We start from the raw sequence: 23040 nt of genomic DNA, 5'->3' as shown, positions 1-23040 counted from the left end.
AACTACTTTGATCAACTGAAGAACAGGGCCAATTACCGCAACGTTGGCTGCCGATCTGCATCGCTCCGAAAGTCTGGTGCTCCGCGCGTCGGGAGTCCAGAAACTAAACCGCTTGCACGGTTGTGGTATGTCATGAGAAGCGTGACCAATTCGTGCGCCGAACAAGGTGGGTTGGAATGGCAGAATCGACAGCGGCGCGAGCGGCCACTGAAGAGAGTGCTTTGCCATCTCATCAGGCACCTTTGGGCTCCAGCAGATGGTTGGGAATAGGGCTGTTGTTCAAGTTGGAACAAATGGACCGAACAAAACATCTTGAAGGGTGGAACATGGGGCAGTGGTCCAGATCAGACTATCCTCAATAGTCGATGCTCGAAATTCCGGCCCACCAGCCTGTCGCGCGCGATCACGAGACACTCCACCGTGCCTGCCTCTTGGTCGGCGGCAAGTGGAATAACGCCTTCCTTGTGTATGCTATCAAATAGCAATCCTTCATCGACAAAGCAATCAAGCGCCGTTCGGAGGGAGTTTAGTCGGACATTCCGCACAGATGAAATCACGTAGGAATGGGAATAGTCCGCTCCTAGCAACCGGTCAGCAATGCTGTGCAGTACCGAGCCTCCGCCCCACCGACCGTTCGCTTCATTAAACAGCAGCCGCCCGTCGATCGAGAAAATGGCGTCTATGTTGATCAGTCCGCGGTAACCCAATGTCCGCGCAAGCTCCACAAATCGATAGGCGTGCGCGTAAGCGGTCGAGTACTGCTCATTGCTCAGGTCGCTCGGAAGCTCTAGACCAGTCCAGACGAGAGCTCTTTCGGCCCGATCTTCGCTTCGATGCAGACGTATGTTTCCACTGTTGACGTATGCGATTGAACCATTTTCCTCGATTTCAAACTCGAGGTAGAACAGAGAACGGGCCAAGTGGTATGATTCTACGACGACTGTTTTACAGGAGGGGGTTGTCATCTCAGACCAAAGTGCATCAGGATCAAACGACGGCCAAAGGACCCGCCGGGTCTCCCTTGCCCCAGGTAGTGGAGCGCTCTCCTTGCCAGTTAATATGACATTTCCAACCCCGCCGGCTCCATTATCTAACTTTACAATGACGCTGCCGGTTTCAGGCTTTAGGGAGTTGACCGCTCTGAACAATTCTTCTGAGCTTGTTGCTATGCATCCACTGGGCAACGGAAGCGTGACGCTTGTTGCCAATTGACGGAAGTGGCTTTTACGATTCAATAGATCAGGGCCTCGCTGCAGAGCGAAGTCGTCCCCGTTCTGCTGTATGCCGAGCATTGCCGCCAAGCGCGCAACGCCTTCAGTAGAATAGCAAGCACATAGTTCCCAATGTGTTTTCTCACGAATGTGGCGGCGGATCTGTTCAATAATTGTATTGGACCGCAGAGTGAAGTCACAAAGGACTCGGGTCTCGTGCGCGTTTTCTGGCACGAGCAGCAGGACAGTCGATGGGTCGAACCTTAGCGTCGCGCCAACGTAATGAAGCAGGTCATCTGGGATCGCTACCGGAGAGACAATTAGGTCGCCCGCTTGCGCAAACCATACGGAGCGCCAGGCCGACTTGGCTGCAAGCGAAAGTTGGATTGCCGTCAGATCGGCACCTGACATTTGGGCGGTACCGGCGTTCATAATTAGGATCCGCGGCATCAACAGGCTCCGTGGTACTTGGCATACTGCGACGGAAGCGCAACCCGCACTACGATGAACGTGCGGCAGCGTATTAATGTAGAACAGTTGATCGAAACGGCTTAGTGAGCTTGAGACGGAAGATCGCCTGCGGGATGCAAGGGAAATACTGCCAGACCCAATCCGCGATATTCATTCGGTACCTCCCTGCTGGCTTCGCGCATCGAGCTCTTTCAGCATAAAGTGCTGGATCTTGCCCAACCCCGTTCGCGGCAATTCTTCCGTGAAAATGATTTCGCGCGGCACTTTGAAACGGGCGAGCTGCGACTGCATATGCGCGTTCAGTGCTTCCGCTTCAATCCGCGCGCCCGACCGCCTGATCACATAGGCGACTGGTACCTCATCCCAGCGAGAATCGGGCCGACCGACGACAGCGCATTCTGCAACATCGGGATGCTCCATAAGCACACGCTCGACTTCCGCCGGATAAATGTTTTCTCCGCCGGAAATGATCAGATTCTTCTTGCGATCATGGACCCAAAAATAGCCATCGGCATCGCGGCGGCCGATGTCGCCAGTGTGATACCAGCCGTTATGCAGCGCCTCGCGCGTTGCTTCTTGATTGCCCCAATATTCGCAGAAGACATTAGGCCCGCGCACGGCGATCTCGCCCAGGGTGCCTGGCGGCAGCTTGTTGCCCCCATCATTGATGATTGCCGCTTCGCAGAAAAGGCCGGGCAGACCAGTCGTACCCTCACGTGAGAGATCACCGCCGAGCCTCGTATAGACAGCAATTGGGCAGGTCTCCGTCGATCCATACACCTGCAGCACTGGTACGCGGCGTGTGACAAAGCGTTCGATCAGGTGCTGCGGCACCATGGTTGAGCCGGTGGAAATTGCTCTGAGTGAGGTCAGGTCGGTGGTCGACCACTGGGGATGCTCGGTCAGGGCTTGAATCGTGGCAGGCACCAGCACGGTCAGAGTTGGCCGTTCGCGCTCGAACGCAGCAAGCGTCGCCTCTGGCGTAAACCGCGTGTGGATCGTAACCGTCGCGCCGTGATGCAACGCTGGCGTCGTCTGGATATTGAGGCCACCCACGTGGAACAGCGGCAACACTGTCAAGACATGATCAGCCGAGGTGAGGCCATGCATGTGCTGACTCATAACCCCATTCCACAGCAACGCCTCTTGGCGCAGCACAGCCCCTTTCGGCCGCCCTGTGGTGCCCGAGGTATAGACGATCAGAAGCGGGCAAGACAGGTCCGTGTGTGGATTGCGACCATCGCCGCGCCCTCGGTCCAGCAGGCCGTCCCATTTACTTCCGCCGAGGGGCACAAAATCCAAGCCTACGACAAAGATATCCGGCAGTTGCTCCGCCAGCACCGGCAGGAGTGCCTCGAAGGCTTGTTCGACCACCAGCACCCTGGGGGCGGCGTCGGAAAGGATGAAGAGCTGCTCGGCGACCGCAAGCCTCCAGTTCAGTGGCACGAGCATTGCGCCGAGCCGCGCGCACGCATAGAGCAGCACCAGATGGTCAGGCCGGTTAAGGCTGAGGATCGCGACGCGATCGCCTCTCTCCACACCGAGCTGGCTTTTTAGGGCGCGCGCGACCTGCTCGATCCGTTGATTGAACAGCGCGTAGCTCAAGCTCTCGCCCTCGAAACGGATCGCGGCCTTGTCGGGAGAGAACGCCGCGTTGCGCTCAATCAGCGTGCAGAGATCAACCATTAGTCTTCCATTTTCCCTGGCTTGCACAGTACTTGCCTTCCGAAGCGGCCAATGAGACCTCCTCAACGTCTCTCGGAAGGTGTCGATTACGGCTTTACTGTCTTAGATGAGGAGCCTTCCGTCAGGTATCTGCAAAAAAGTGCAGCTTGTGACGATCTCATGAGCTCAGGTAGAGTGAATGTAATCGGCAGACTCAAAGTGTAGGCTCTTGCTCACGTACTTCAGTTTTGCCCGACAGGGGCTGCGTGCATCCGACAATGGTGATAAGCGCACCATGACGAGAGTTTCGTTCGCGATCTTCTCAGTACAGGCTCGCCACACATATAGGCGGCTCCGGCATCTCCATCTTTGAGGCCGACAATGGCCCGGCATCGGCCTTCAGTGTGATTGACTAGCAAGACCTTCCTGGAGCCGTCAGGTCTTTTCACATTCCCGCTCCGAGATACGCGGAAATCTCTTGCGGTGTCGCGCCGATCGTGGCGAGCGAAGCTTGCCGCCACAGCTCCTTGGGAGCTTCTGCAACCCAGTCGACCCTTATGCGTTTGCGCGATCTTGTCGCCATACGAGCTTCCAGGGATCTGTGCGGACAGAACAAAACCACGCTTCTCGGATTGAGCGCGGCGCGGCCGGAAGCCGGCGCCACCTGTTTTGAGATCTTACAATTTGACGCCACGTGCGATTCAAGTCCTTTTGGGCGGCGGTCGTGTGCATATGTTCATCTGGCCCGAGCCGGGCTAGCGTTGCCAGAGCCAAGGCCTTAAGGGCGCGGTCTTGGTGAGCGGCGCAGCTGATGCGTGCCGGGTTCCCATTCAGGGCTGATCTTCTTGCCGCCATCATGCTGTCCGCTTCTGGGCATGAAGCCGAGCTGCCAAGGGAGTCGCTATCGAGATCAATTAGGGACGAGTGTCACTCGCATGCAGGGCACTAACTCAGGATGCGAGCTGCCTCGGATTGTTCTGATCAGAACCTTCTTTCGATGTGTGCGCGAATCGCATTTGCTTTAGCGTCAATCCAGCCGCGCTCGCGCGCGCTTGCGACCATCTTGGCGTAGGCTGCTTCCCAGGTTTCGTTGTCCTTGGGGCAGCCAGGCAGGATAGGCACTAAATCAACGGGCACCAGCGCGTTGTCGTGGTCAACGAGCGTGATCCCTTTCAAGTCTGAAGGCTTAGCGGCATGCGGGCCCTTCAAGACGAGCTTAAACCCGCAAAAATCAAAGGGCTCCGCCAGTTTGCACCCCCCTCTCGGACGAGTATTCTATGATCATAACTCGGCTCCTTCATTGCGGCTTTCAACATAAGCCTGGCCGTAGAGTTTCGTTACGAATAGCGACATTGTGGTGAAAACACGCACTCAGCCGTACAGTAGCGTTCGAAGCTCGCCACGGAAGTTGATGAGTGGATTGCCTTGAGCTGCTCGCGTTGCGACAATCCGGCCGATAAAGATCCCATGAGTGCCTATGATTTGGTGGTGATGCAAGACGCATTCGAGCACACAAACTGCGCTTTGCAGAACCGGTACGTCAAGGACGCCCTGATCCCACGGCGCTGTATCGAAACGATGGACACCGTTTGCGCCATGCCGGCCGGCGAAACGCAGTGCGAGGTCCTGCTGATTGCCGCCGAGAAGACTCACGCCAAAAGTGCCGTTGGCGAGTATCGCGTCGTGAGTTTCGGAACTGGCATTAATGCCGACCAGCAGGCAGGGAGGCTCCATGCAGATCGAGATAATAGAGCTGACAGTTAAGCCGCGCCGTCCGTCGGCCGTTCCGGTCGCTACAATGGACACGCCGCTCGCCAGATTTCGCATGGCTTGGCGAAACTCGATCGCCTCGATGGACCGAATATCGCTTATCCCGGGAGGCGATTGGCAGCTCATAGACTAGCTCCAGAGTGGCGTTTGACTTCGAACCTTTGAGGCGTGCGGAGATTGCGTAGGTTCGCGACCGTTAAAGTTGCCTCCGCGCTGTTCGCGTTTGGTGGCACCGATAATCTGACTGATCTGGCGATGCAGCTGAACACAACATCTGGCTCCGCTTGGATAATAACGTTCGTCGCGCCTCCGCGTCAGATCGAGTACGTTCCACTTCCTCGTGTCGTAGGGCGGGAACAGCGACGGGGAGGGGTGCCGGTACGCCGGAAGGGCTGGCGGTCCGTGATCTGTCCGCGCGTGGTATCATTCACTGCAAATTATTCCTTGGTGGTGACATGGGCATCGCCGCCGCGCCATTTTGCCTGCCGATACTGTCGAGAAGGCGCTTTTTCCCGGAGAGAAGACGCTCATCCAGCGTCGCGTGCAACGAAAGCCGCAGCTCAGGCGGGATCGAGTTGTCTGTATCGATCACTTCACGAAGCTTACGAAACATGAGTTCGATCAGCGCGATCGATCCGAGTACCGTGTCTGTCTGCCAAGACATCATTGTTTGCCTCCTTTGGCGTTCTAGCGCGAAGCGCGATTCACCGAGCCGCCTGTCTTTTCGATGAGCTCGGTTGGGCGCTTCGCACCGGCCCTGGCGATCTGAGCGGCGGTCGATCTGTCAGGCGCCGCCTTGGCCTCGATCAGCTCGGCAGGATTGATGCGGTACGCATGCTGCAGCCCGAAAAGCGCGCTGCTCCGAGCATAGACCGCACTCATCTGACCAATCTCCGACGCGATTTTTGAAAATTTTCCATGATTCTGCCGTTAAATCCTCGGGCTAGGGCACCGCTATTTCGTTCAAAAGGTGCATTTCGCCTCTCCATCATCGGCTGCACTTATCGGCCCACTCAAAGCAGGGGAGACCACGGCTCCGGGCTGACGTGATTGAGTTCCGCGGACCTTCTGAATGCTGAATAGCCGTCGTCGAACAGCGGCGACGCCGAGCAGTATTAGGAGCGAAGGGAGCTTGGCTGGGAGGTTTTGCGCGCATCACTGCGCTCCGGTTGAAACCGCCGCCTCGCGCGAGAGCAGCGCGCGGGTCGCCGCCCTTACATCAGCCTGCCGCATCAGACTTTCTCCGACCAGGAAGGTCGAAATGCCAAGCCGCGAAAGACGCAGAACGTCGCCCTGCGAGCGGATACCGCTCTCGCCGACGATCACGCGATTCTTCGGTAGGAGCGGCGCCAGCGCCTCGCTGATCGTAAGAGAGGTCTCGGAGGTGCGCAGGTTGCGGTTGTTGATGCCGATCATCGGCGAGCGAAGTTTTAGCGCCCGATCGATCTCGTCGACGTCGTTGATCTCGATCAGCACATCCATACCATGGGCCATGGCCGCAGCCTCTATCTCACGAGCGGCTTCGTCTTCGAGCGCCGCCATGATGATCAGGATGCAGTCAGCCCCCTGAGCGCGCGCTTCGGCCACCTGATAGGTGTCAAGCAAGAAGTCCTTGCGCAGCACCGGAAGATATGATGCCGCGCGCGCCGCCACCGTGAAATCAGGGTGCCCCTGGAAGGGGTGGGTGTCCGTCAGCACCGACAGACAGGCCGCGCCGCCCCCTTCATAGGCCCTGGCTAGCGAGGGCAGATCGAAGTCGCTCCGGATAAGGCCCTTGGAGGCAGAGGTCGTTTTGATCTCGGCGATCAGCGCATATTCATCTGCTGCGTGCTTGTTGCAGATGGCGGCGAGAAAACCCCGCGGCGGTGAGGCCTGCCGCGCGAGCGCTTCGACGTCTGAAAGTGGCAAGGCGCGCTTGGCGGCTGCGATCTCTTCGCGCTTGTAGGCTTTGATCTTCGTCAAGATATACGACATCGGTTGGGCTCGGCTGTTAGGCGTTGGATACTGCGATCAGGTGTTTCAATCGCGCCGCCGCGGCACCGCTACCAAGCGATTTCTGCCCAAGAGCGACGCCTTCCTTCAAGGTTTTGGCACGGCCGGCCACGATCAATGCCGCGGCCGCATTGAGAAGCGCGATATCGCGATAAGGGCTTGGGGTGCCGTCGAGCACGCTTTTCAGTGCCACTGCATTGGCATTGGCATCGCCGCCCTTCAGTCCCTCGCTGGCACAGCGGGGGAGACCAGCCTGTTCGGGGGTCACTTCGAAGGTGCGGATCTTGCCGGTCTCAAGCGAGGCAACAAAGGTCGGGCCGGTCAAGGTGAGCTCATCAAGTCCGTCCAAGCCGTGCACCACCCACACCGACTCAGCGCCAAGAGTTTTCAACACCTGCGCCAAAGGCAGCACCCACTGCCGCGAAAACACCCCCACTATCTGTCGCTTGACGCCCGCCGGATTGCACAGCGGTCCGAGCAGATTGAAGATGGTGCGGGTCGCAAGCTCAAGCCGGGTCGGGCGGACGTGCTTCATAACGGGATGATGGACCGGCGCAAACATGAAGCCGATGCCGGCTTCGCGCACGCAGCGAGCGATGTCTTCAGGGGCGATGTCGATCCTCACACCGAGCGACGCCAACACGTCAGCAGCGCCCGAGCGCGAGGACATTGCGCCGTTGCCATGTTTGGCCACCCGTACGCCAGCACCAGCAACGATGAAAGCGGCGCAGGTCGACACGTTGACCGAGCCCAAAGCGTCGCCGCCAGTGCCGACAATGTCGACGGAATCGTGCGGCGCATTGACTCGCAGCATCTTACTCCGCATCGCGGAAGCGGCGCCGGTAATTTCGTCCACCGTCTCGCCGCGCACCCGCAGCGCCATCAGAAGTCCGCCCATCTGCGAGGGTGTGGCTTCGCCCGAAATCATGCTGTCAAAAGCTGATGCCGTCTCCTCGCAGGTCAACGTGGCGCCACTGGCGAGCTTGCCAATAATCGATTTGAGGGCGTCCATCGTGCTTTCGAACGTGCTTGGTTGTAGCTATTGCCAGCGTTTTGCCAGGGCGAAGGTTGCCTCTTTGATCGATGTGCCGACCTTCATGTTCCAGCTTAGTGACAAAGGCCGCGCGCTGTTTGTCGCACAACATGGGTTGAGGGCCTTCTTTCAGCTCTTTGCCCTCGCCGGATGCGAGATCGACAGGCGGCATGATCTGCCAGCCTTCCGGCTTCATCAGCGGAAGGTCGATTCGAACAGGCGTCAGTTGCAAATTGGCGTTCATGCGTTCGGCGACCCGGCGGGCGCGTCAGCCGGTAGCCATGGCTTGCGTGGCGTAGGTTGGTCATAATTGATTCCTACAACCTGACGCAGCGTCAGGTTCAATCCCTTTTAATGGCTTGGCTGAAACATTTGTGCCGCCCAATATGCAATCTCGCGCGTTCCAGAGTGACGGGGACACAAGCGACCAAGTGCAGCCCGCCGCTTTCTGAGAAACCGCCCTCCCAGGGCAGTTTAGCTGAATGGAAACACGTTCTGCGCGTGTTTCCATTCAGACCAGGACGACTGAGAAATCTTCGGCCGAGGAGCGGGCCGCGCGCGGCGGCCACCAGTGCAGCGGTCCTCGCGCAAACATGATACTTTCCGACATTCATGCTGGTTATCGAATCGATCGAGATGGACGCCAAATCGAGCTTTCAGAGCTCATCCTGGCTTGGGCCGACGAACATGGCTGGACGACTATCGCCGACAACAGCCGTACGGCCCGTAGGTTACATGGTTATCCTAGGATGTTTTTCATCAAGATCGTCACGGCACCTAGCGTTGTCGTGCCAGATGGGCTCGCGACGAGGGCGCAATCGTCCATCAGGAGCGTCCACAGACGATGGCGATCGCCTACCGGCTGTTCACGACAAAGGCCCGGAATCCGCACAGGCAGGCGCGAAGTCGAGAACTCGTAGCAGTCGCTAGGCAGTGTCTGGAAGTCGTTTAGCTTCTGGATCGTCGAGGCTGACACCTTCAAAGCGGCTGAGCCTCCTGAATCGTGCTTCCGCTCCTTGCGCCGCGCGCGACATCGCCACCACGTGACGGGTCGACGCTGTAATTATTGAACCAAAGAAGCTTAAGATCACGATGGGGCGCAAAGAATGAGAGGAATGAATCCAAAAGGAAACCCGCCGTGACCTAGCCAACTTGTGTCGACAACGGCGACTTTTATTGCCCAAGAACGACACGCACAATGACGTGACCGGGCCCGACATCTCGACCTTGCACAGATCTCGGCGCAACTGCCCAGCAGCTCCACCGGATCGCGCACGAATCCCCGGCTCGAGCGTATCTTCCACTGTGCAACACATGCGGCTCAGAGCCGCGAGCCATTACGCGGCATTCCTGAATGTGGTCTCCTCGAGGTGGTGCGGGCGCAAGAGGGTGGGGTACGGAAATAGTCGGCTAAAATGCTGATCGTGCTGGCTCGATGCCACTCGCTCAGCCTGCCGCTTTAGATCGGTGATAGCGGCGTGAAGCCTCGCATTACGATCACGAAGACGCCCCGATAGTCACCGTTTTTCGGTGCGTGGGATGTCTGGTCTGCGGGCTTGGAACGGTGTGGTTCATGGACGGGTCGGTCTTTTATTCGCTTTCAGGTGCGCGCAATCGTTAGACCAGCATTCTCCAGGGCATCCAGGATCTTGCCCGCATCAGCCGGAGCGTCGTGTTGGTGCTCGCCAGTGAGGGCGCCGGCAATGATCGCGTACGCCTCCTCGCGCTCGGCCGGCTTGTGCGCAGTATATTCGCCGCAGACATTGCAGGCGATCATCGGTCGGCCGCTCCAGGGATCATGTGACGCGATTTCGCACCAATCATCGGAGTTGCATTTCGGGCACTGCATGGGCGAGGGCTCCTGCCAGTTCTCAGCTCGCGAGCTCGGTTCTAGTCAAGTCCAAAGGCGCTTGGGCAGCTTACCTCTGCAGAAGCATCGGCAGTGTGGAGCTCGCCTCGGCCATTCCAGAAGCGAATAAAGCTAGCGAGGCCAGCGCGGAAATAAACGAACAGACGTGGCAAATGCGCGCGGCGTTCGCAGTGCGCAAGCGGCGCGTCTCTTGGATCCGTTGTGGCTCACAAGTCGTGAGCCTCGAAACCGCCATTTCAGCAGCGGTGCCGGCGAACATTGCAAGGAAAGCGAGCGCAGCCCCCAACGCGAAGTACATCGCTGCTGAAGAGAGGGCGCCGATAAGGCTCAGATCGATTGTGGCTCTGATTTCTACGCCTTCGAGAGATGACAAGACTGCAAGCCCAGCTCCACAGTTGATCAATATCAGAGCGCGAAGCCCAATCGGGACTGAGTCGAGGGCAGCCTCTCTGACAAATGTGCGAACTTGGACCTTGCGAGGGGCGCGCTGAGTATCTTCGCGGTTCAGGCCGTGATGCCATTTCCCGTCTTTTACCGGCTGCCCTTGATCGGAGTGTTCTTCAAATGTTGATTGTTTGTTGGACTTGTCCACTAGGTGTGCTCCTCGGTCCGTTCGGGGCGACGAGAACGTCGCTTCGGGCGCTTGGGTCGCGGGATTTGATCCTCTGAGAGGCGAAAGCTAGTCGGGCCCCAAAGGCGATAAGCGCAAGCTGCGTGGTTGAGACAGCAAATCGCGTTCGAAGGACATATCGGCGTCGGAAGCTGACGAATCCCATTCGTGCGATGACCTGGTGCTGGCACAGAACGTTTCTGAAACCGCTCGCCCGTGTTGCGTCAAACTTCGCTGATGCATCAGCGCCTCAGTGGTCGCCACCGGAGCGGGTTCGAACCCGGTCTCCTCTAGCTGCTTCGAAAGTGTCGATACTGGAGCACATTGAGTTCAGAGCCGGCTCTCATCGGCGGAAGGCTGCGGCGAAGGTGATGCGTTTCCACTTATCTTCCTTTCCGTGAGTGTGGAGGTAGACGACCCAGCCGCCGATTTCGAAGCCGTCAAATCGAAGGATGGCATGATCAGCGCCTTCTCGCTTTGCGCCTGATCCGATCGCTACAGTCTGAAGACGCCGTAACGTGGCGCCTCGATGGGAGTATTGAGCGAAGCGCTCAGGACGATTGCGAGCGCGTTTCTGGTGTCGACGGGATCAAGAATGCCGTCGTCCCAGATTTCGGAAGTTGCATAGTAGGCGCTCGATCGTTCCCGATACTCTTCGACAATAGGCTCTCGAATGGCCGCCAAATCTTGTTCCGATAAACGTCCACCCGCCCGGGCCAATTGTCTTGCCTTGACATGGGTAAGCACGCCTGCCGCTTGCTCTGCACCCATCGCTGAAATTTGAGACTGCGGCCAGGAGAACATAAAGCGTGGATCGAAAGCTCGTCCCGCCATAGCGAATGTCCCCGCTCCGTGGGAGCGGTTGCAAATAACCGTGAATTTAGGCACCGACGCTCCAGAGACGGCCATGATCAGCTTGGCGCCATCCTTGGTGATGCCACGCCGTTCGTATTCGCGGCCGACCATGAAACCCGTGATATTCTGCAGAAACAGCAGGGGCGTTCGATTCTTGTCGCACAATTGGATGAAGTGAGCGCCCTTCAGCGCGCTATCGCTGAACAGCGCACCGTTGTTTGCAATAAGCCCGATCTGATATCCATAAAGGCGGGCGAAGCCGCACACCAAAGACTCGCCATAGCGAGGCTGGTATTCGTGAAATCGGCTGCCGTCGACTAGACGGGCGATAATCTCCCGCATGTCGAACTGCACTCGAGGATCCCTGGGAAGAATGCCGTACAACTCAGACGCATCGTAAGCGGGCGGCTCAGGAGCGACCCTATTGATCGAGGCTTTCGTAGCACCATCGAAACGAGCGACAATGTCCCGCGCAATGGCAATCGCGTGCATCTCGGAGTGTGCGAAATAGTCACTCGTTCCAGACACGCTGGTATGCATATGAGCGCCGCCAAGCTCTTCGACGGATACCGTTTCGCCCGTGGCCGCTTTCACAACTGGGGGGCCCCCTAGAAAAATCGCGCCCGTTCCCTCCACGATGATGTTGTAGTCGCTAAGCGCGGGTACGTACGCCCCTCCCGCGGTGCAATGACCCATCGCGATGGCGACTTGCGGCACTCCCATCTTTGAGAGAATAGATTGGTTGCGGAAGATTCGACCCGCGTAGTACCGATCCGCGAAGAACTCCGCCTGCAAAGGCAGGAATCCGCCGGCACAGTCGCACAGATGAACCACGGGCAGACGGTTCTCGATCGCTATATCCAAAGCGCGCACGATCTTCTTGACAGATAGCGGGTACCATGCGCCGCCCTTCACGCTCGCGTCATCCGCGTGAACAATGACTTCGCGACCCGATACGATGCCGATGCCGACAACCTGCGCTGCTCCAGGCACCTCGCCGTCGTAAGCCTTGTTAGCGGCTAGCGTCGAAAGCTCGAGGAACGGAGTGTCTGGATCGAGCAAAGCCTCAATCCGATCACGCACAAACAGTTTGTTCTGCCGACGCAGGCGCTCAAGGTCCCGTTCGGGACGGTTGAAGCGGGCGGCACGTTGCCGTTCCTTTAATTCGGCCGCAAGTCGTTTGTTGTGGAGTTCGTTGAGGCAAAAGTCCTGGGATTTGACATCCGCTGCAGAAGCGATCCGCTGCATCTCAACGCCCTTCATCGGAGAGCGTAACCAGCACTGCGCCTCGCTCGAAGCTCTCGCCTTCGTTGAAGTGGATTCGGTCAATCACGCCGTCCCGTGAAGAGCGTATGATGGTTTCCAACTTCATGCTCTCGATTTTCATGAGCGCCGTGCCTGCGGAGACGGATTGACCAGGCGAAACGCTGGTCGTCACGACGAGGCCCGGCATTGGCGCGCGGGTCAGGAGATGATCCGCCTCATTATTCGCGCAAGCGAGCGTTCTCAACGGGTCGCGGTAGTGCAAAATGCGCGTCCTGCCGCGGATATGCACGTGAATGACCTCGCCGTCGATGGCGAACCTGACCGGTTCGCTTTCGCCAGCGATGGTAAGGACGCCGCAACCCTCGGCTTGCTGGGAGAGCGCGACTGGGGCAATCACTTTATTACACAAGCGAAGGCGATAGCCCTGTTGGCAGCGTGAAAGCGATAACTGATAATCTACGCCATCAACTTCAAAAGAGTGTTTCACGTCAGTTTCTCCAGCTGCCCAGCGCGGCGTGAAGCTCGGGCACGGCATCTGCCGATTCGCGGACAGGTCTCGTCAGGAGGGCGGCTGTGGCGAGGAAGGCCGATAAGTCGGACGCAGGTTCGCCCGATGCGATGTGCGGATTTTCCTCAAGATATCCCGTATGGACGTGTCCGCTCAGAAAAGCCTCGTCGCGGAGGATACGTGTGAGAAAGTGTGCGTTTGTCTCGCAGCCGAGAAGCACCAGCTCCCGCATCGCCCGATGGGCCTTCAGCGCAGCCTCATTGCGCGTCGGCGAATGCACGATGATCTTTGCGAGCATGGGATCGAACGCTGTCGTAATCTGCTGGCCTTGCAAGATGCCGCTGTCGATCCGTACGCCATCGCCATCCGGGTACTCAAGAACAAGTACCTTGCCAGTCGTCGGAACATATCCGCGTTCCGGGGCTTCCGCATACAGTCTAGCCTCGATCGCGTGTCCTTTCGAGACAATATCGGACTGCAAAAATCCAAGTTCGCGGCCCGCGGCGACATAGATCTGTTGAGCAACAAGATCGAGTCCTGTGATCATCTCGGTCACAGTATGCTCGACTTGCAGACGCGTATTCATCTCCAGAAAATAAAACTCGCCGCCACCGAAGATGAATTCGACAGTGCCTGCGTTTCGATAGTTAGCGGCGCGCGCGATGCTGGCGGCGGTTTCGCAAACCCGCTTGCGCAACTCTGGCGACAGCGCAGGCGAGGGCGACTCCTCGATGAGCTTCTGGAACCGGCGCTGCACAGAGCACTCCCGCTCAAAGAGATGGACCACGTTTCTGAAGGAGTCGCCGAGCACCTGTACTTCGATGTGCCGCGGGTTTTCCAAGTATCGTTCAACGTAGAGCCGGCCATCGCCGAAATACCTCTGCCCCTCACTGCGCGCCTGCGCAATCGCGTCCTCCAAGTTAGCGAGGTCGCGCACGATCCGCATGCCCTTGCCGCCACCTCCAGCCGATGGTTTCACCAGCAAAGGAACGCCAACAGTTCGCGCCCTGAATGTGAATGTCGCTGGATCATCTTCTTCGATCGCCGAAGGTGCAACCGGAAAACCGTTCCGCTGAACGAAGTTGCGGGCCCTGATTTTGTCGCCCATCAGTTCGATGCTTTCCGGAGCTGGCCCGATGAAGGCAATGCCCGCCTTTGTGACGGCCCTGGCGAACTCAGCATTCTCGGAGAGAAATCCATAGCCCGGATGAAGGGCGTCGGCGGTCGCCTTGTGGGCAGCAGCGATGATTTGCGGGATATCGAGATAGGCGGCAATCGGCGTGCGACCGCTGATCGCAATCGCCGTGTCAGCCATGGCGACAGCCGGCGTCCCCGCATCCGCATCGTGGTAGACAACTGCAGAGCGAAGCCCCAGCCCTCGCAAGGTCTTGATGATTCGTACGGCAATCTCGCCTCTGTTGGCGATCAGAATGGTTTGGAAAGGTAATTTACGCATTCGCCTGTTCGTCCAAGCAAGTGTCCAGCCCCGAGAATTCCGTCATTCGCAAGCGGTTGGTGCAGCCTCAATTGCCCGCGCCATTTCATGTGTCCCCATTCGGCGTTGCCGTCCTGGAATTCAGCCCCAGGGGCTAGTCTCGAACGTGGGCAATCGAAGCCGCTGGGCTATCGGCGCTGGCTCATTTCGAGCCTTCCTTTCCCTTGGCAGAGTCTCGAAACGATATCACGTAGCGACATTGGTCACTCAGGTTTACGAACTTGGCTCTGAGACAGGCAGTGATGGCTGCTGCATCAGGTATGTGGCTGCTACAAAGGCGAAGCACGTCCGGTGTGCAAGCCTCTCGTTCCTCCGGCGTCGCCAGCCGATCTCGCGCACCCGCCTGTTCGGCGCATAGACCCATTGTCGTCACAGCAGCAACAGCAAGTGTCGCTGCACAGCGATGTACTTTGAAAAACCAAGACCGATACGTTCGCTGCTTTTGATTCACGATATCCTCTTCAAGTCGATACATCCTGCGATATTGTTCTTTCTGCGCGAAGCGCAGCATGACCTGTCTATCGCGAAACAGGTCGGAACCATTCAAAGCATTGACGGCCGCGGAAGCGCATTCGCGTATCTGCACACCCATCGCAGCGGTGCTTCGGTCGCCTATTCGTAGACACCGTAACTTCCGAGCGCATCGAGGCGGCTAACAACCCGCCGGTCGGCCGATGAGCCAGAGCCGCCGACGCCGAGCGAAACAAGGATTGCGACCCGGCTAGACGAAAGAAGTTACGATAGCGGTAAGATATACCTCGGGGGCAATTGTGGATTGAGCGACCTCCAACATGCCCCCGAAACTGCATCTGGTTGGGGAGAGAGAACCAGGAGCGGTCTGTAACAGCCGGGGCTATCACCCACATGCTGCGCAGATCGCGCCAAATTTGCATCCTGTTCCGGGTGCAAAGTGGCCAGTTTGCGATGCGGCCGATAGACCACTTCGCTTTCGGGTGCGTGCTCGAGCATCGTGATTTTGCGACGTGAGCTCACGAGTGTGGGACATTAGCAATTCTCATCACTTGGCGGGAAGCTTTGAGGTGGCCCGCCACCTGTTTTTTTAGATCGTACAATCTAACGCTACGTGCGATTCAAGCCCTCGCCAGGACTGCTCGTGTGGATATACCTAAAGCCCGCAGGCCCAAGAGCCATCTGGCGCGAATAGAGTGAGAGGCCTTTCACGGCAAATCTCAGTTCCATTCCCATCTAGCCGAGCGGAGCCGGGTACGTAAGCGACAGCTCCAGCACGGCTGATCCCTTTAAGCCGGCAAGTGGAGAGATCGAAACATTGAATAGGCTTGCGATCCTTGTCAGCGTAAACTGCGCGCGGCGGTAGCAGTGCGAAAGGGAAGAGCTTTTGTTCCCGAGATAGCAGTCGCTTTAGATGCGCCGCCTTTACACGTTCGTCCTGGAAGAAGCTTGGCCTAGCGCGCCTTAGAAGGAGATCGTGGCGCCTACGGGTCGTATCTTGCTGGGTCCAACTGCCACCGAGCGTGTGCGAGGCATAAGCAAAGCAACTTTATCAACAGCTCAATACGTGTGCACCCGGTTCGGCTTTCTCAAGCGAATCGCGCCCCCTTGCGAATTGTGCGGGGAGGGCGACTACGTAATGATACGGAGGGCTGGTGTCGCATTCTGTTCATGTACGAAGTGCATCTCATCTACATGAAACCCAAAGATCCGTTCTACGATCCCAAATTCTGGCGAGGCCGTGCGGAAGCGACGCGGACCAAAGCGGTGTCGTTCGCTGAAGGCAAGTCCAGAGATAGGCTCCTTAAGATCGCCGAGGAATATGAGAAGCTAGCCCGACGCGCAGAGGAGTGGCCGACGCTCAAAAAAGATGGCGACGCAGAGCCTGATCGCAGCTCCTGATGCTTGGCCGGCTTTTTGATAAAATCCTGAGTAGCTCTCTCGGAGCGGCTAGGTTGGTTCCTTTGCTCGATGCGTCACACGCATGCGGGCCGATTTGGATTACTCGGCCGTTAGCCGTTCGGTCATCGTGATCAACCTCACGATCAAACAAGCGATGCATAACGTTAGCACCCTGGTTCTTTATCTCGCAGATCCGGTACCATCCAGAACCTTGGTCGCTATCTCTGGAGGAGGCTGATTGCGACGTGTCAGCCAACCATGGAGTTATCCGCGGCTGCTGATCTATTGCACGAACCTGGGTGTCACACGCTCTGATGCAAGCGAAAGGCCATCCGATGAACCAGCCTAGCCTTTTCGTACCGCTTCTTTGCGGAACCCTTGCGATGGCTAGTTGGAGTATCGGCAGCGTCCTGTCCAAGGCCGCCCTCTGCTGTATCGAGCCGCTCTCGCTACTAACAGGGCAGTTGGCTGTGAGTGCCGCAAGCCTGACCGTACTATCCATCTGGTCAGGCGCGTCGCCACGCTTGAGCGATTGGCGTGCTGGCCTTCCGGGCCTCCTGCAGCCGGCGCTTGCGTCTGGTTTGTCGATCTTCGGCCTGACGATGCTACCGGCTTCTGTGGAAGCGATCCTATTCGCAGTTGAAACGCCAATGATCATACTCCTCGCGTGGCTGATCCTTGGCGAGACCCCCAACCGGGGCGTCGGCTTGCTCTGCTTGTTGGCCTTTGCCGGAGTTGGTTTGCTGAGCTGGACCTCTGAACCCGATCCCTACGCAACGCGCGGACTGGGAGTCGGCCTCGTCCTCGGCGGTGTTCTATTTGCCTCGCTCTACAGTATCACAGTCCGTTTGATGTCGCATCGGATCGATGCGCTGCGGCTTACGACAATAAGCCAAATCGTCGCGTTCGCAGCAGTGGGATGTGTATGGATTGGTGTTCGTCCATTGCCGACGCTCACGCCAACTATCACTGATGTTATTTTGGTGGTCGCATCCGGATTGCTGCTCATGTCAATTCCATTTCTTCTCTACGGCGTTGCGCTGGAGCGCATGAGCGCGACCGCAGCCGCGCTGTTGCTGCCGCTAATTCCGATGTTTACGTCCATTTTCGCATCTGTTTTCCTTCATGAAACCCTGACTGCAAGACAGTGGCTAGGGGCTGCCACTGTTCTCGTGTCGGCGCTTGGAATGCCCTTGGCCCTGCGTTCCAAACCGCACGATTGACCTGGATCAATTTGGCGCAGGACACGTCGTCTCGCCCGCGGCCCAACCAATCAAAAATGCCGCGGCTTCCTCGGCCGCGGCCAAGTTACGGGTGGACAGTTCCGTTTTCAGATGTCTGGGGCAGGAGATCGAAATTTCTACCCATTTCCCCCTTTTTGCGGGCGGCCCGCTCGATCCTCTGGGACCAGATTCATTTGGACCGTCGCTGCATAATCCACCCGGAAGATGGCTCCTCGTTTCTCGTCCGGCCCAGATGACGCGACAGAAGCAGGATCAGAGCGTCTGGCGTTGTATCTGCGCGCATCGCACGTTAGCCGCGAGGAGTTGCGTCGGGGCCTTTGCTTGCAATCCAGCGATCGACGAGCTCGCTGAGGAGTCCGAAGGGAAGTGGACCGCTGCCTAGGACGATGTCGTGGAACTCGCGCGCGTCGAATGCCCGGCCCAGCTGAGAGCTTGCCTTGCTCCTCAACGCGAGCAGTTGCTGCATGCCCACCTTGTACGCAGTAGCCTGGCCCGGTAAGACGATATAGCGTTCCACCTCACTTATGATTTCGGACAACGGATTGGGCGTTACCTTGCGTAGGTAGTTGATCGCTTGTTGGCGCGTCCAGCGACTGGTGTGGATGCCGGTATCCACCACAAGCCGCGCGGCGCGCCACAGCTCCGCCGCGAGCCGTCCGAAATCGGACATGGGATCGCGATACGCACCCATGTCCTTGGCAAGCGACTCAGCATATAACGCCCACCCTTCCGCATAGGCGGTGTACGAGCCGAACTTCTGGAACGCGGGAACTCCGGTCAGTTCTCTCGCGATCGCAATCTGCATGTGATGACCCGGCACGCCCTCGTGGTAGGCGAGAGCTTCGAGCTGGAACGTCTTCAGGATCTCCATTCTGGACAGGTTAACATAGTAGACGCCGGGCTGGCTGCCGTCAGCCGTTGTTCGCTGATAGAAGGCGAGGGCCCCAGAGTTCTCACGGAAGGGCTCGACACGCCTGACAACCAAAGGAGCCTTCGGAAGCCTGCCAAAAGAATTGCCGAGGTTGCGGTACATCGCATCCATAACGCGGGACGTTTCGCGGAGGTACGTGCTCCGTCCCTCCTCGGTATCGGGATAGACAAACTTGGGGTTTGTCTTGATGTGCTGGAAAAAAGCGGCGAGTTCGCCGCCAAAGCCAAGCGAGTTCTTTATCTTTTCCATCTCTCCGTGGATCCGGGCGACCTCCTCCAGCCCGTACTCGTGGATTTGTGCGGCCGACAGCTCCGTCGTGGTTATGTGCCTGAGCGCCTGCGCGTAGAACTCAAGTCCGTCGGGGTTCTTCCAGGCGCCGTCGTCCGTGCTGGACGAGGCTTCGAGCCGGCCCGCCGCCGCAATCAAATCGACGTAAGCCGGCTGGACGAACCTGATCATCGCTTGGATGGCCGCTTCAATAAGCTTGGGCTTCTTCGCGTAACATATTGGCAGCGCCTCGAGCTTGGTGCGGAAGTCCGCAAGCCACGTCGAGTCCTTTCCTGAAGCATGAAAGGGCACGCCGCTCAGAAGATTGCGACAATCCCGGATGACCTTGTCATAAACAAATCTTGGAGCGAAAATCCCCTTGCGAGAACGCAGCTCGACACCATCAATGATTTGTGCGACCAACCTGCGGATGCCCTCGAGGCGAGAGATGTAGGCCTCCGCATCTTCGACAGCGTCGATGGGATGATGATTGAGCAGAAAGGCCGGAATGGACGATTGCCAGCCACCCATTTGGTTTAGCGGGTAGTTGTAATGCCGGAACTCGTCCGCTTCTAACGCTGTCACGCAGTTGCTCTCGAACAGCCGATAGCTCAGCTTGGCCGCGTCCGGCAACGTCTGCGGATCGAAGTCCGCGCGCAGTCGATCAAGGTCCTGCCGAGTCTCGCGAACCGCTTGGTCCCGTGCTGGTTCGTCGATCTCGTCCCATAGATGCTGGCGATCTTTGCGCCCCAGCAGGGCGGCCTCTCTCATCGGGCTCAGTCGGATTTGCCGTTCGAAGGCCTGTTCGAAGAAAACACCGAGCGCCTCGGTTTGCGGTGCGGCCGTAACCGACTGAGGCATGGTAGGCTTGTTCATGGTGCTCAAGGTCCTCGATTGAAAACTGCGGCGAGTCCGCTCCTGAAGATCACCGCACTGCTGTTGTGAGGATGCCGCGAATGAAGCAAGCGGCGTGCCGAATTGAATTGCAGGTTTTTGACGGCACTTCGTAAGTGTGTGTAGCGTCAAGTTGCTGACATTGGTCCCAAGGCTGACAATCGCCGCCGCTAGTTGTCCGGCAGGACGTTGCGCAGCGGGAAGCCGCTTTTTCGAAGAGCTTTCCCATGGCGTACTCGATGTGCGCCTTTGCAGGAGTCGGCGACGAGCACCGACAAGGCATGAATGCCGTGCATCACTCTTTGAGGACGCGCGCAGAAGATTGGTCTTGAAATCACGCCGACGCTGATTCGCGCGGTGTCGTCGTTGCGGCCTAGCGACGGGGAGGCGCCCGGGAGGGTACGCTCCCCCGATTCGCCCAGATTTGACGGCGGGTTGCGCTTTGCTCCTAGAAAAATAGGGCTTTCCCCGCCCATAAACGAACTTACAGGGGCTACATGGACGCACCGGCGAGTAAGCCGGCTGTAGAAACATGGCCCTTTTAAGCGAGTACGGCCGCACGAAACGGAATTCGCGCCGGCATTCGGCCGAGCAAATCGCCGAGATCGCCGCATCTATCCGGCAATGGGCGAGACGATGCCGATCCTAGCCGCCGAGCGATCACCCTCGGCGCGGTCAAAGCCAAGATGCAGGAGATTTCATTAGCGAACTGTGGTCGATGAAATGTCGCCGCATGTTGGAGAGAACACTAGCGGCCGCAGTTCCGCAATCGATGGCGAACGAGGGCAGCGATTTCCTCCATCTTGTTCTAGGAGGCGCATCTCACCTTCGAGGGTAAGTCCGATGCTGAAATCGCCATAGCCTTCGGTGCGCTGGAGCGCCTTCTCGACTTCCGCTACGCCTCGCGAGAGGGTTCGGCCTGCTCGGAATTCTCATGGTAAGGAGACGACGAGAATGACCCCGCTCGCGGCCGCGGATCAGCTATGGTCGGCATTATGGGCAGGCGGTCGGCCAGTTCTTCATACACAATAGTGACCATTCAGGCGTCCCTTGCGAACGCGGCCGAGTTCTTCAACAGTCTGGTAGGTCAGCACCATCTCATCGGATGCTGCTTCAGCAAACGCTAAGCAACTTCGCCGCGTGGCCACCGGCTACGAAAGACGGCCAGAAGTGACCTGGCCGTCGTCACGATTTCGGTTACGGTGTTATGGCTCGATAAAACGCACTCGAAAGGTCAGGGGAGGAAAGAAACGAACTTTGCGCCGTCCGGCAGTTCGCACACGAATTCGCCCTGATTCACTACTTCGGTCGCCCCGACGATCAGCTTGGAGGCCCGCACCGTAAGCTTGCCTTCGCGGCTGAGGCTGTGGCGAATGTATTCCGTCACTGGCTGTCCCGAGCTATCCACGGTTTGATGCGCATTGGCAAAGCTGATGCCGTTCTGGGCGGTCACCCTGAAGGCACTAATAAGCAGCCCGGCCTGCGTCGCTGGCCCAGGCTTGCCGCCATCGAGCGTGGTACAGCGGCTTAGGTCCAATATGAGCTTCACATTCTTGCCGGCCTGCAGGGCACTGAGCACCTCGGCGTATTTCGGCGAGGGCTCATCGGCCTTGGCGATCGTGCTCACGCTCACAGCCGAAAGCAAGGAAAACAGGATCGACAGGCATCTGCGACTAAACTTCATACGCTCTTCTCCTTCAACAACACCGCACGCGAGGCATGCGGCAACTCCGATGTCGCGTCCGCAAACAGCTTGGCGGATTTCAGACATCGGGCATGTGCGCTTCGCAACAACTACACGTGTCGCAACCGCTTGCAAGTCGTTGCGAAGGCTAATCCAACCTCACAAGCTCGTACGTAAGGTTTGCGAAATGGCGTCACCCTTTGCGGCATCCTGTGTACTGTTTGGTCCAGGGGTGGCAGCGTCGAAACGAGGAACGGCAACAATGCGCAAATGCAAAGGAGGCCGATATGAGCGAGAGCGTGCAGGTTAGGACTCTCATATAAACGCGAGCGGAACAGCTTCGAACGAGCCTTCAAGCAACGGGCGTTCTTGCCGCGCACTTTGTGTGGTCGCCCGTCAGGGGACCGCTGCCGCCCGAAGAAATGGTCCGGAATGGACGGGCGGCGAAACTGATGCAGTAGGAGGACGAGCAAAATACTTGATAGTTCAAGGAAGTTGAGCTCGGTCTACCGAAACAAGCTCGGCGGAATATCAATGGCGCGACGGCAGCGTTGACTTCTTGACCCCGCGCTTCGCGCGGCTCATGCAATGACTAGCTGACCCGCGGCGCTCCCGCTCAAAACGGAGCGTCACATGCAAACTCGTTCGCTAGCATCCGGCGGTGCGTCGCGAGCTCATTTGCTTAGACGTTACGTAGATGTCCCTGCTGCGCAATCGGAATGGAAGGTCATGCGTCGTCATGATTTGTGACGCAATAATTCTAATCCGTTCGGATACCCGCGCCCCTCTGGCCATACTGCCAACGAAGTCTCGCCGACATCGGATCCGGCGATCGTCCGGCCACTAATTTAGATCCAACCTTGATGGCGTAACGCAAACGACGCCGGAGGAAAATCGCCCATACGTAGGCGCGTCCTGCCGCAATTGAAAATCCGTGCGCTCGACACCGGCGAATCGACGCCGATCATCGGCACCATTTCGTGTGGCATATCATTTGCACGGGTTTGTCTGGGTTGGACGGCCAAGTGCCGCGCCATGCCCCAACCGGCCCCACGCACCTTATACCCGGCAGTGTGCGTCGGGCCGGTGCTGTTGCAGCATAGGAGATCGACGCTCGACCGAATTCTCCGGTGTTAAGTCGGATGCAGCCGCTTGTGCGATGACCGATACAACGACGGAGAACGCTGCGCTCAAGCGCGCCGGCTGGCAACGCGCGGTCATGACATGATCTAGCGCCCGCTCGCTGACAAGCTGCCGCGCAACGTGCGCCTCGGCGCCAACACCAACGCGTTCGAGGGGAGGATTTCGACTGTGTGAAGAAGGGGCGATTAACGCGCCCAGTGTACGACGATAGAGAAATGCCGGAGCTGGCGCCTCCAACGTACAGGCGCGTGAGCTTTGC

At 58.1% G+C, this 23040-nt stretch carries 19 protein-coding genes; 2 read left to right on the top strand and 17 right to left on the bottom strand.

Going from position 1 to position 23040, the window contains the following annotated elements:
- Window positions 1–344 precede the first annotated feature (344 nt).
- From LMTR3_RS38520 to LMTR3_RS40225, 15 genes are all read right to left on the bottom strand, one after another.
- Window positions 345–1643 (bottom strand): preATP grasp domain-containing protein, encoded by a 1299-nt coding sequence (locus tag LMTR3_RS38520; protein ID WP_245319851.1) that lies wholly within the window; start codon window positions 1641–1643, stop codon window positions 345–347.
- A gap of 189 nt (window positions 1644–1832) precedes the next feature.
- Window positions 1833–3368 (bottom strand): class I adenylate-forming enzyme family protein, encoded by a 1536-nt coding sequence (locus LMTR3_RS13550; RefSeq protein WP_065745466.1) that lies wholly within the window; start codon window positions 3366–3368, stop codon window positions 1833–1835.
- A gap of 960 nt (window positions 3369–4328) precedes the next feature.
- Entirely contained in the window at window positions 4329–4523 is a 195-nt protein-coding gene (locus tag LMTR3_RS13545) for a hypothetical protein (RefSeq protein WP_245319850.1), read from the bottom strand.
- A 195-nt stretch (window positions 4524–4718) separates the two neighbouring features.
- Window positions 4719–5243, bottom strand: a complete 525-nt coding sequence (locus tag LMTR3_RS36330) for a flavin reductase family protein (RefSeq protein ID WP_141686582.1) — start codon at window positions 5241–5243, stop codon at window positions 4719–4721.
- A gap of 301 nt (window positions 5244–5544) precedes the next feature.
- Entirely contained in the window at window positions 5545–5784 is a 240-nt protein-coding gene (locus LMTR3_RS13535) for a hypothetical protein (protein WP_065745463.1), read from the bottom strand.
- A 20-nt stretch (window positions 5785–5804) separates the two neighbouring features.
- Window positions 5805–5999 carry a hypothetical protein gene (locus LMTR3_RS13530; protein ID WP_065745462.1) on the bottom strand — a complete coding sequence of 65 codons (195 nt, stop codon included), beginning with the start codon at window positions 5997–5999 and terminating at the stop codon, window positions 5805–5807.
- Between the two features lie 273 nt (window positions 6000–6272).
- Window positions 6273–7091 (bottom strand): indole-3-glycerol phosphate synthase TrpC, encoded by an 819-nt coding sequence (trpC, locus tag LMTR3_RS13525; protein ID WP_065745461.1) that lies wholly within the window; start codon window positions 7089–7091, stop codon window positions 6273–6275.
- Between the two features lie 16 nt (window positions 7092–7107).
- Entirely contained in the window at window positions 7108–8121 is a 1014-nt protein-coding gene (gene trpD, locus LMTR3_RS13520; RefSeq protein WP_065745460.1) for an anthranilate phosphoribosyltransferase, read from the bottom strand.
- Window positions 8042–8386 carry a hypothetical protein gene (locus LMTR3_RS37515; protein WP_141686581.1) on the bottom strand — a complete coding sequence of 115 codons (345 nt, stop codon included), beginning with the start codon at window positions 8384–8386 and terminating at the stop codon, window positions 8042–8044. Before LMTR3_RS37515 ends, trpD begins: the two co-directional genes overlap by 80 nt.
- A gap of 1356 nt (window positions 8387–9742) precedes the next feature.
- Window positions 9743–9919, bottom strand: coding sequence for a hypothetical protein (locus LMTR3_RS38515; protein WP_176721889.1), 177 nt, complete (start codon window positions 9917–9919; stop codon window positions 9743–9745).
- A 142-nt stretch (window positions 9920–10061) separates the two neighbouring features.
- Window positions 10062–10604 (bottom strand): hypothetical protein, encoded by a 543-nt coding sequence (locus tag LMTR3_RS13505; RefSeq protein ID WP_065745457.1) that lies wholly within the window; start codon window positions 10602–10604, stop codon window positions 10062–10064.
- 513 nt (window positions 10605–11117) lie between these two features.
- Entirely contained in the window at window positions 11118–12725 is a 1608-nt protein-coding gene (locus tag LMTR3_RS13500) for an acyl-CoA carboxylase subunit beta (protein WP_065745674.1), read from the bottom strand.
- 1 nt (window position 12726) lies between these two features.
- The gene (locus tag LMTR3_RS38510) at window positions 12727–13230 is read right to left on the bottom strand and encodes an acyl-CoA carboxylase biotin carboxyl carrier protein subunit (RefSeq protein WP_065745456.1); all 504 of its coding nucleotides are present in this window, start codon (window positions 13228–13230) and stop codon (window positions 12727–12729) included.
- Between the two features lies 1 nt (window position 13231).
- Window positions 13232–14707 (bottom strand): acetyl-CoA carboxylase biotin carboxylase subunit, encoded by a 1476-nt coding sequence (locus LMTR3_RS13490; RefSeq protein WP_065745455.1) that lies wholly within the window; start codon window positions 14705–14707, stop codon window positions 13232–13234.
- A gap of 181 nt (window positions 14708–14888) precedes the next feature.
- Window positions 14889–15338, bottom strand: coding sequence for a hypothetical protein (locus LMTR3_RS40225; protein WP_502686626.1), 450 nt, complete (start codon window positions 15336–15338; stop codon window positions 14889–14891).
- 1049 nt (window positions 15339–16387) lie between these two features.
- On the opposite strand from LMTR3_RS40225, the gene LMTR3_RS13480 reads away from it, so the two are divergent.
- On the top strand, window positions 16388–16618 hold the full coding sequence (locus LMTR3_RS13480) for a hypothetical protein (protein ID WP_245319848.1): 231 nt from the start codon (window positions 16388–16390) through the stop codon (window positions 16616–16618).
- Between the two features lie 314 nt (window positions 16619–16932).
- Window positions 16933–17841 carry a DMT family transporter gene (locus tag LMTR3_RS13475; protein WP_084029576.1) on the top strand — a complete coding sequence of 303 codons (909 nt, stop codon included), beginning with the start codon at window positions 16933–16935 and terminating at the stop codon, window positions 17839–17841.
- A gap of 310 nt (window positions 17842–18151) precedes the next feature.
- On the opposite strand, the gene LMTR3_RS13470 is transcribed toward LMTR3_RS13475, so the two are convergent.
- Both LMTR3_RS13470 and LMTR3_RS13465 read right to left on the bottom strand, forming a co-directional pair.
- Window positions 18152–19936, bottom strand: coding sequence for a DUF885 domain-containing protein (locus tag LMTR3_RS13470; RefSeq protein WP_065745452.1), 1785 nt, complete (start codon window positions 19934–19936; stop codon window positions 18152–18154).
- Window positions 19937–21188: 1252 nt separating this feature from the next.
- The gene (locus LMTR3_RS13465; RefSeq protein WP_065745451.1) at window positions 21189–21638 is read right to left on the bottom strand and encodes a VirK family protein; all 450 of its coding nucleotides are present in this window, start codon (window positions 21636–21638) and stop codon (window positions 21189–21191) included.
- Window positions 21639–23040: the final 1402 nt, after the last annotated feature.

It is taken from the genome of Bradyrhizobium sp. LMTR 3 (genome assembly GCF_001693485.1).
Taxonomy (GTDB): Bacteria; Pseudomonadota; Alphaproteobacteria; order Rhizobiales; family Xanthobacteraceae; genus Bradyrhizobium.
This window is presented reverse-complemented; position numbering and strand designations above follow the sequence as displayed.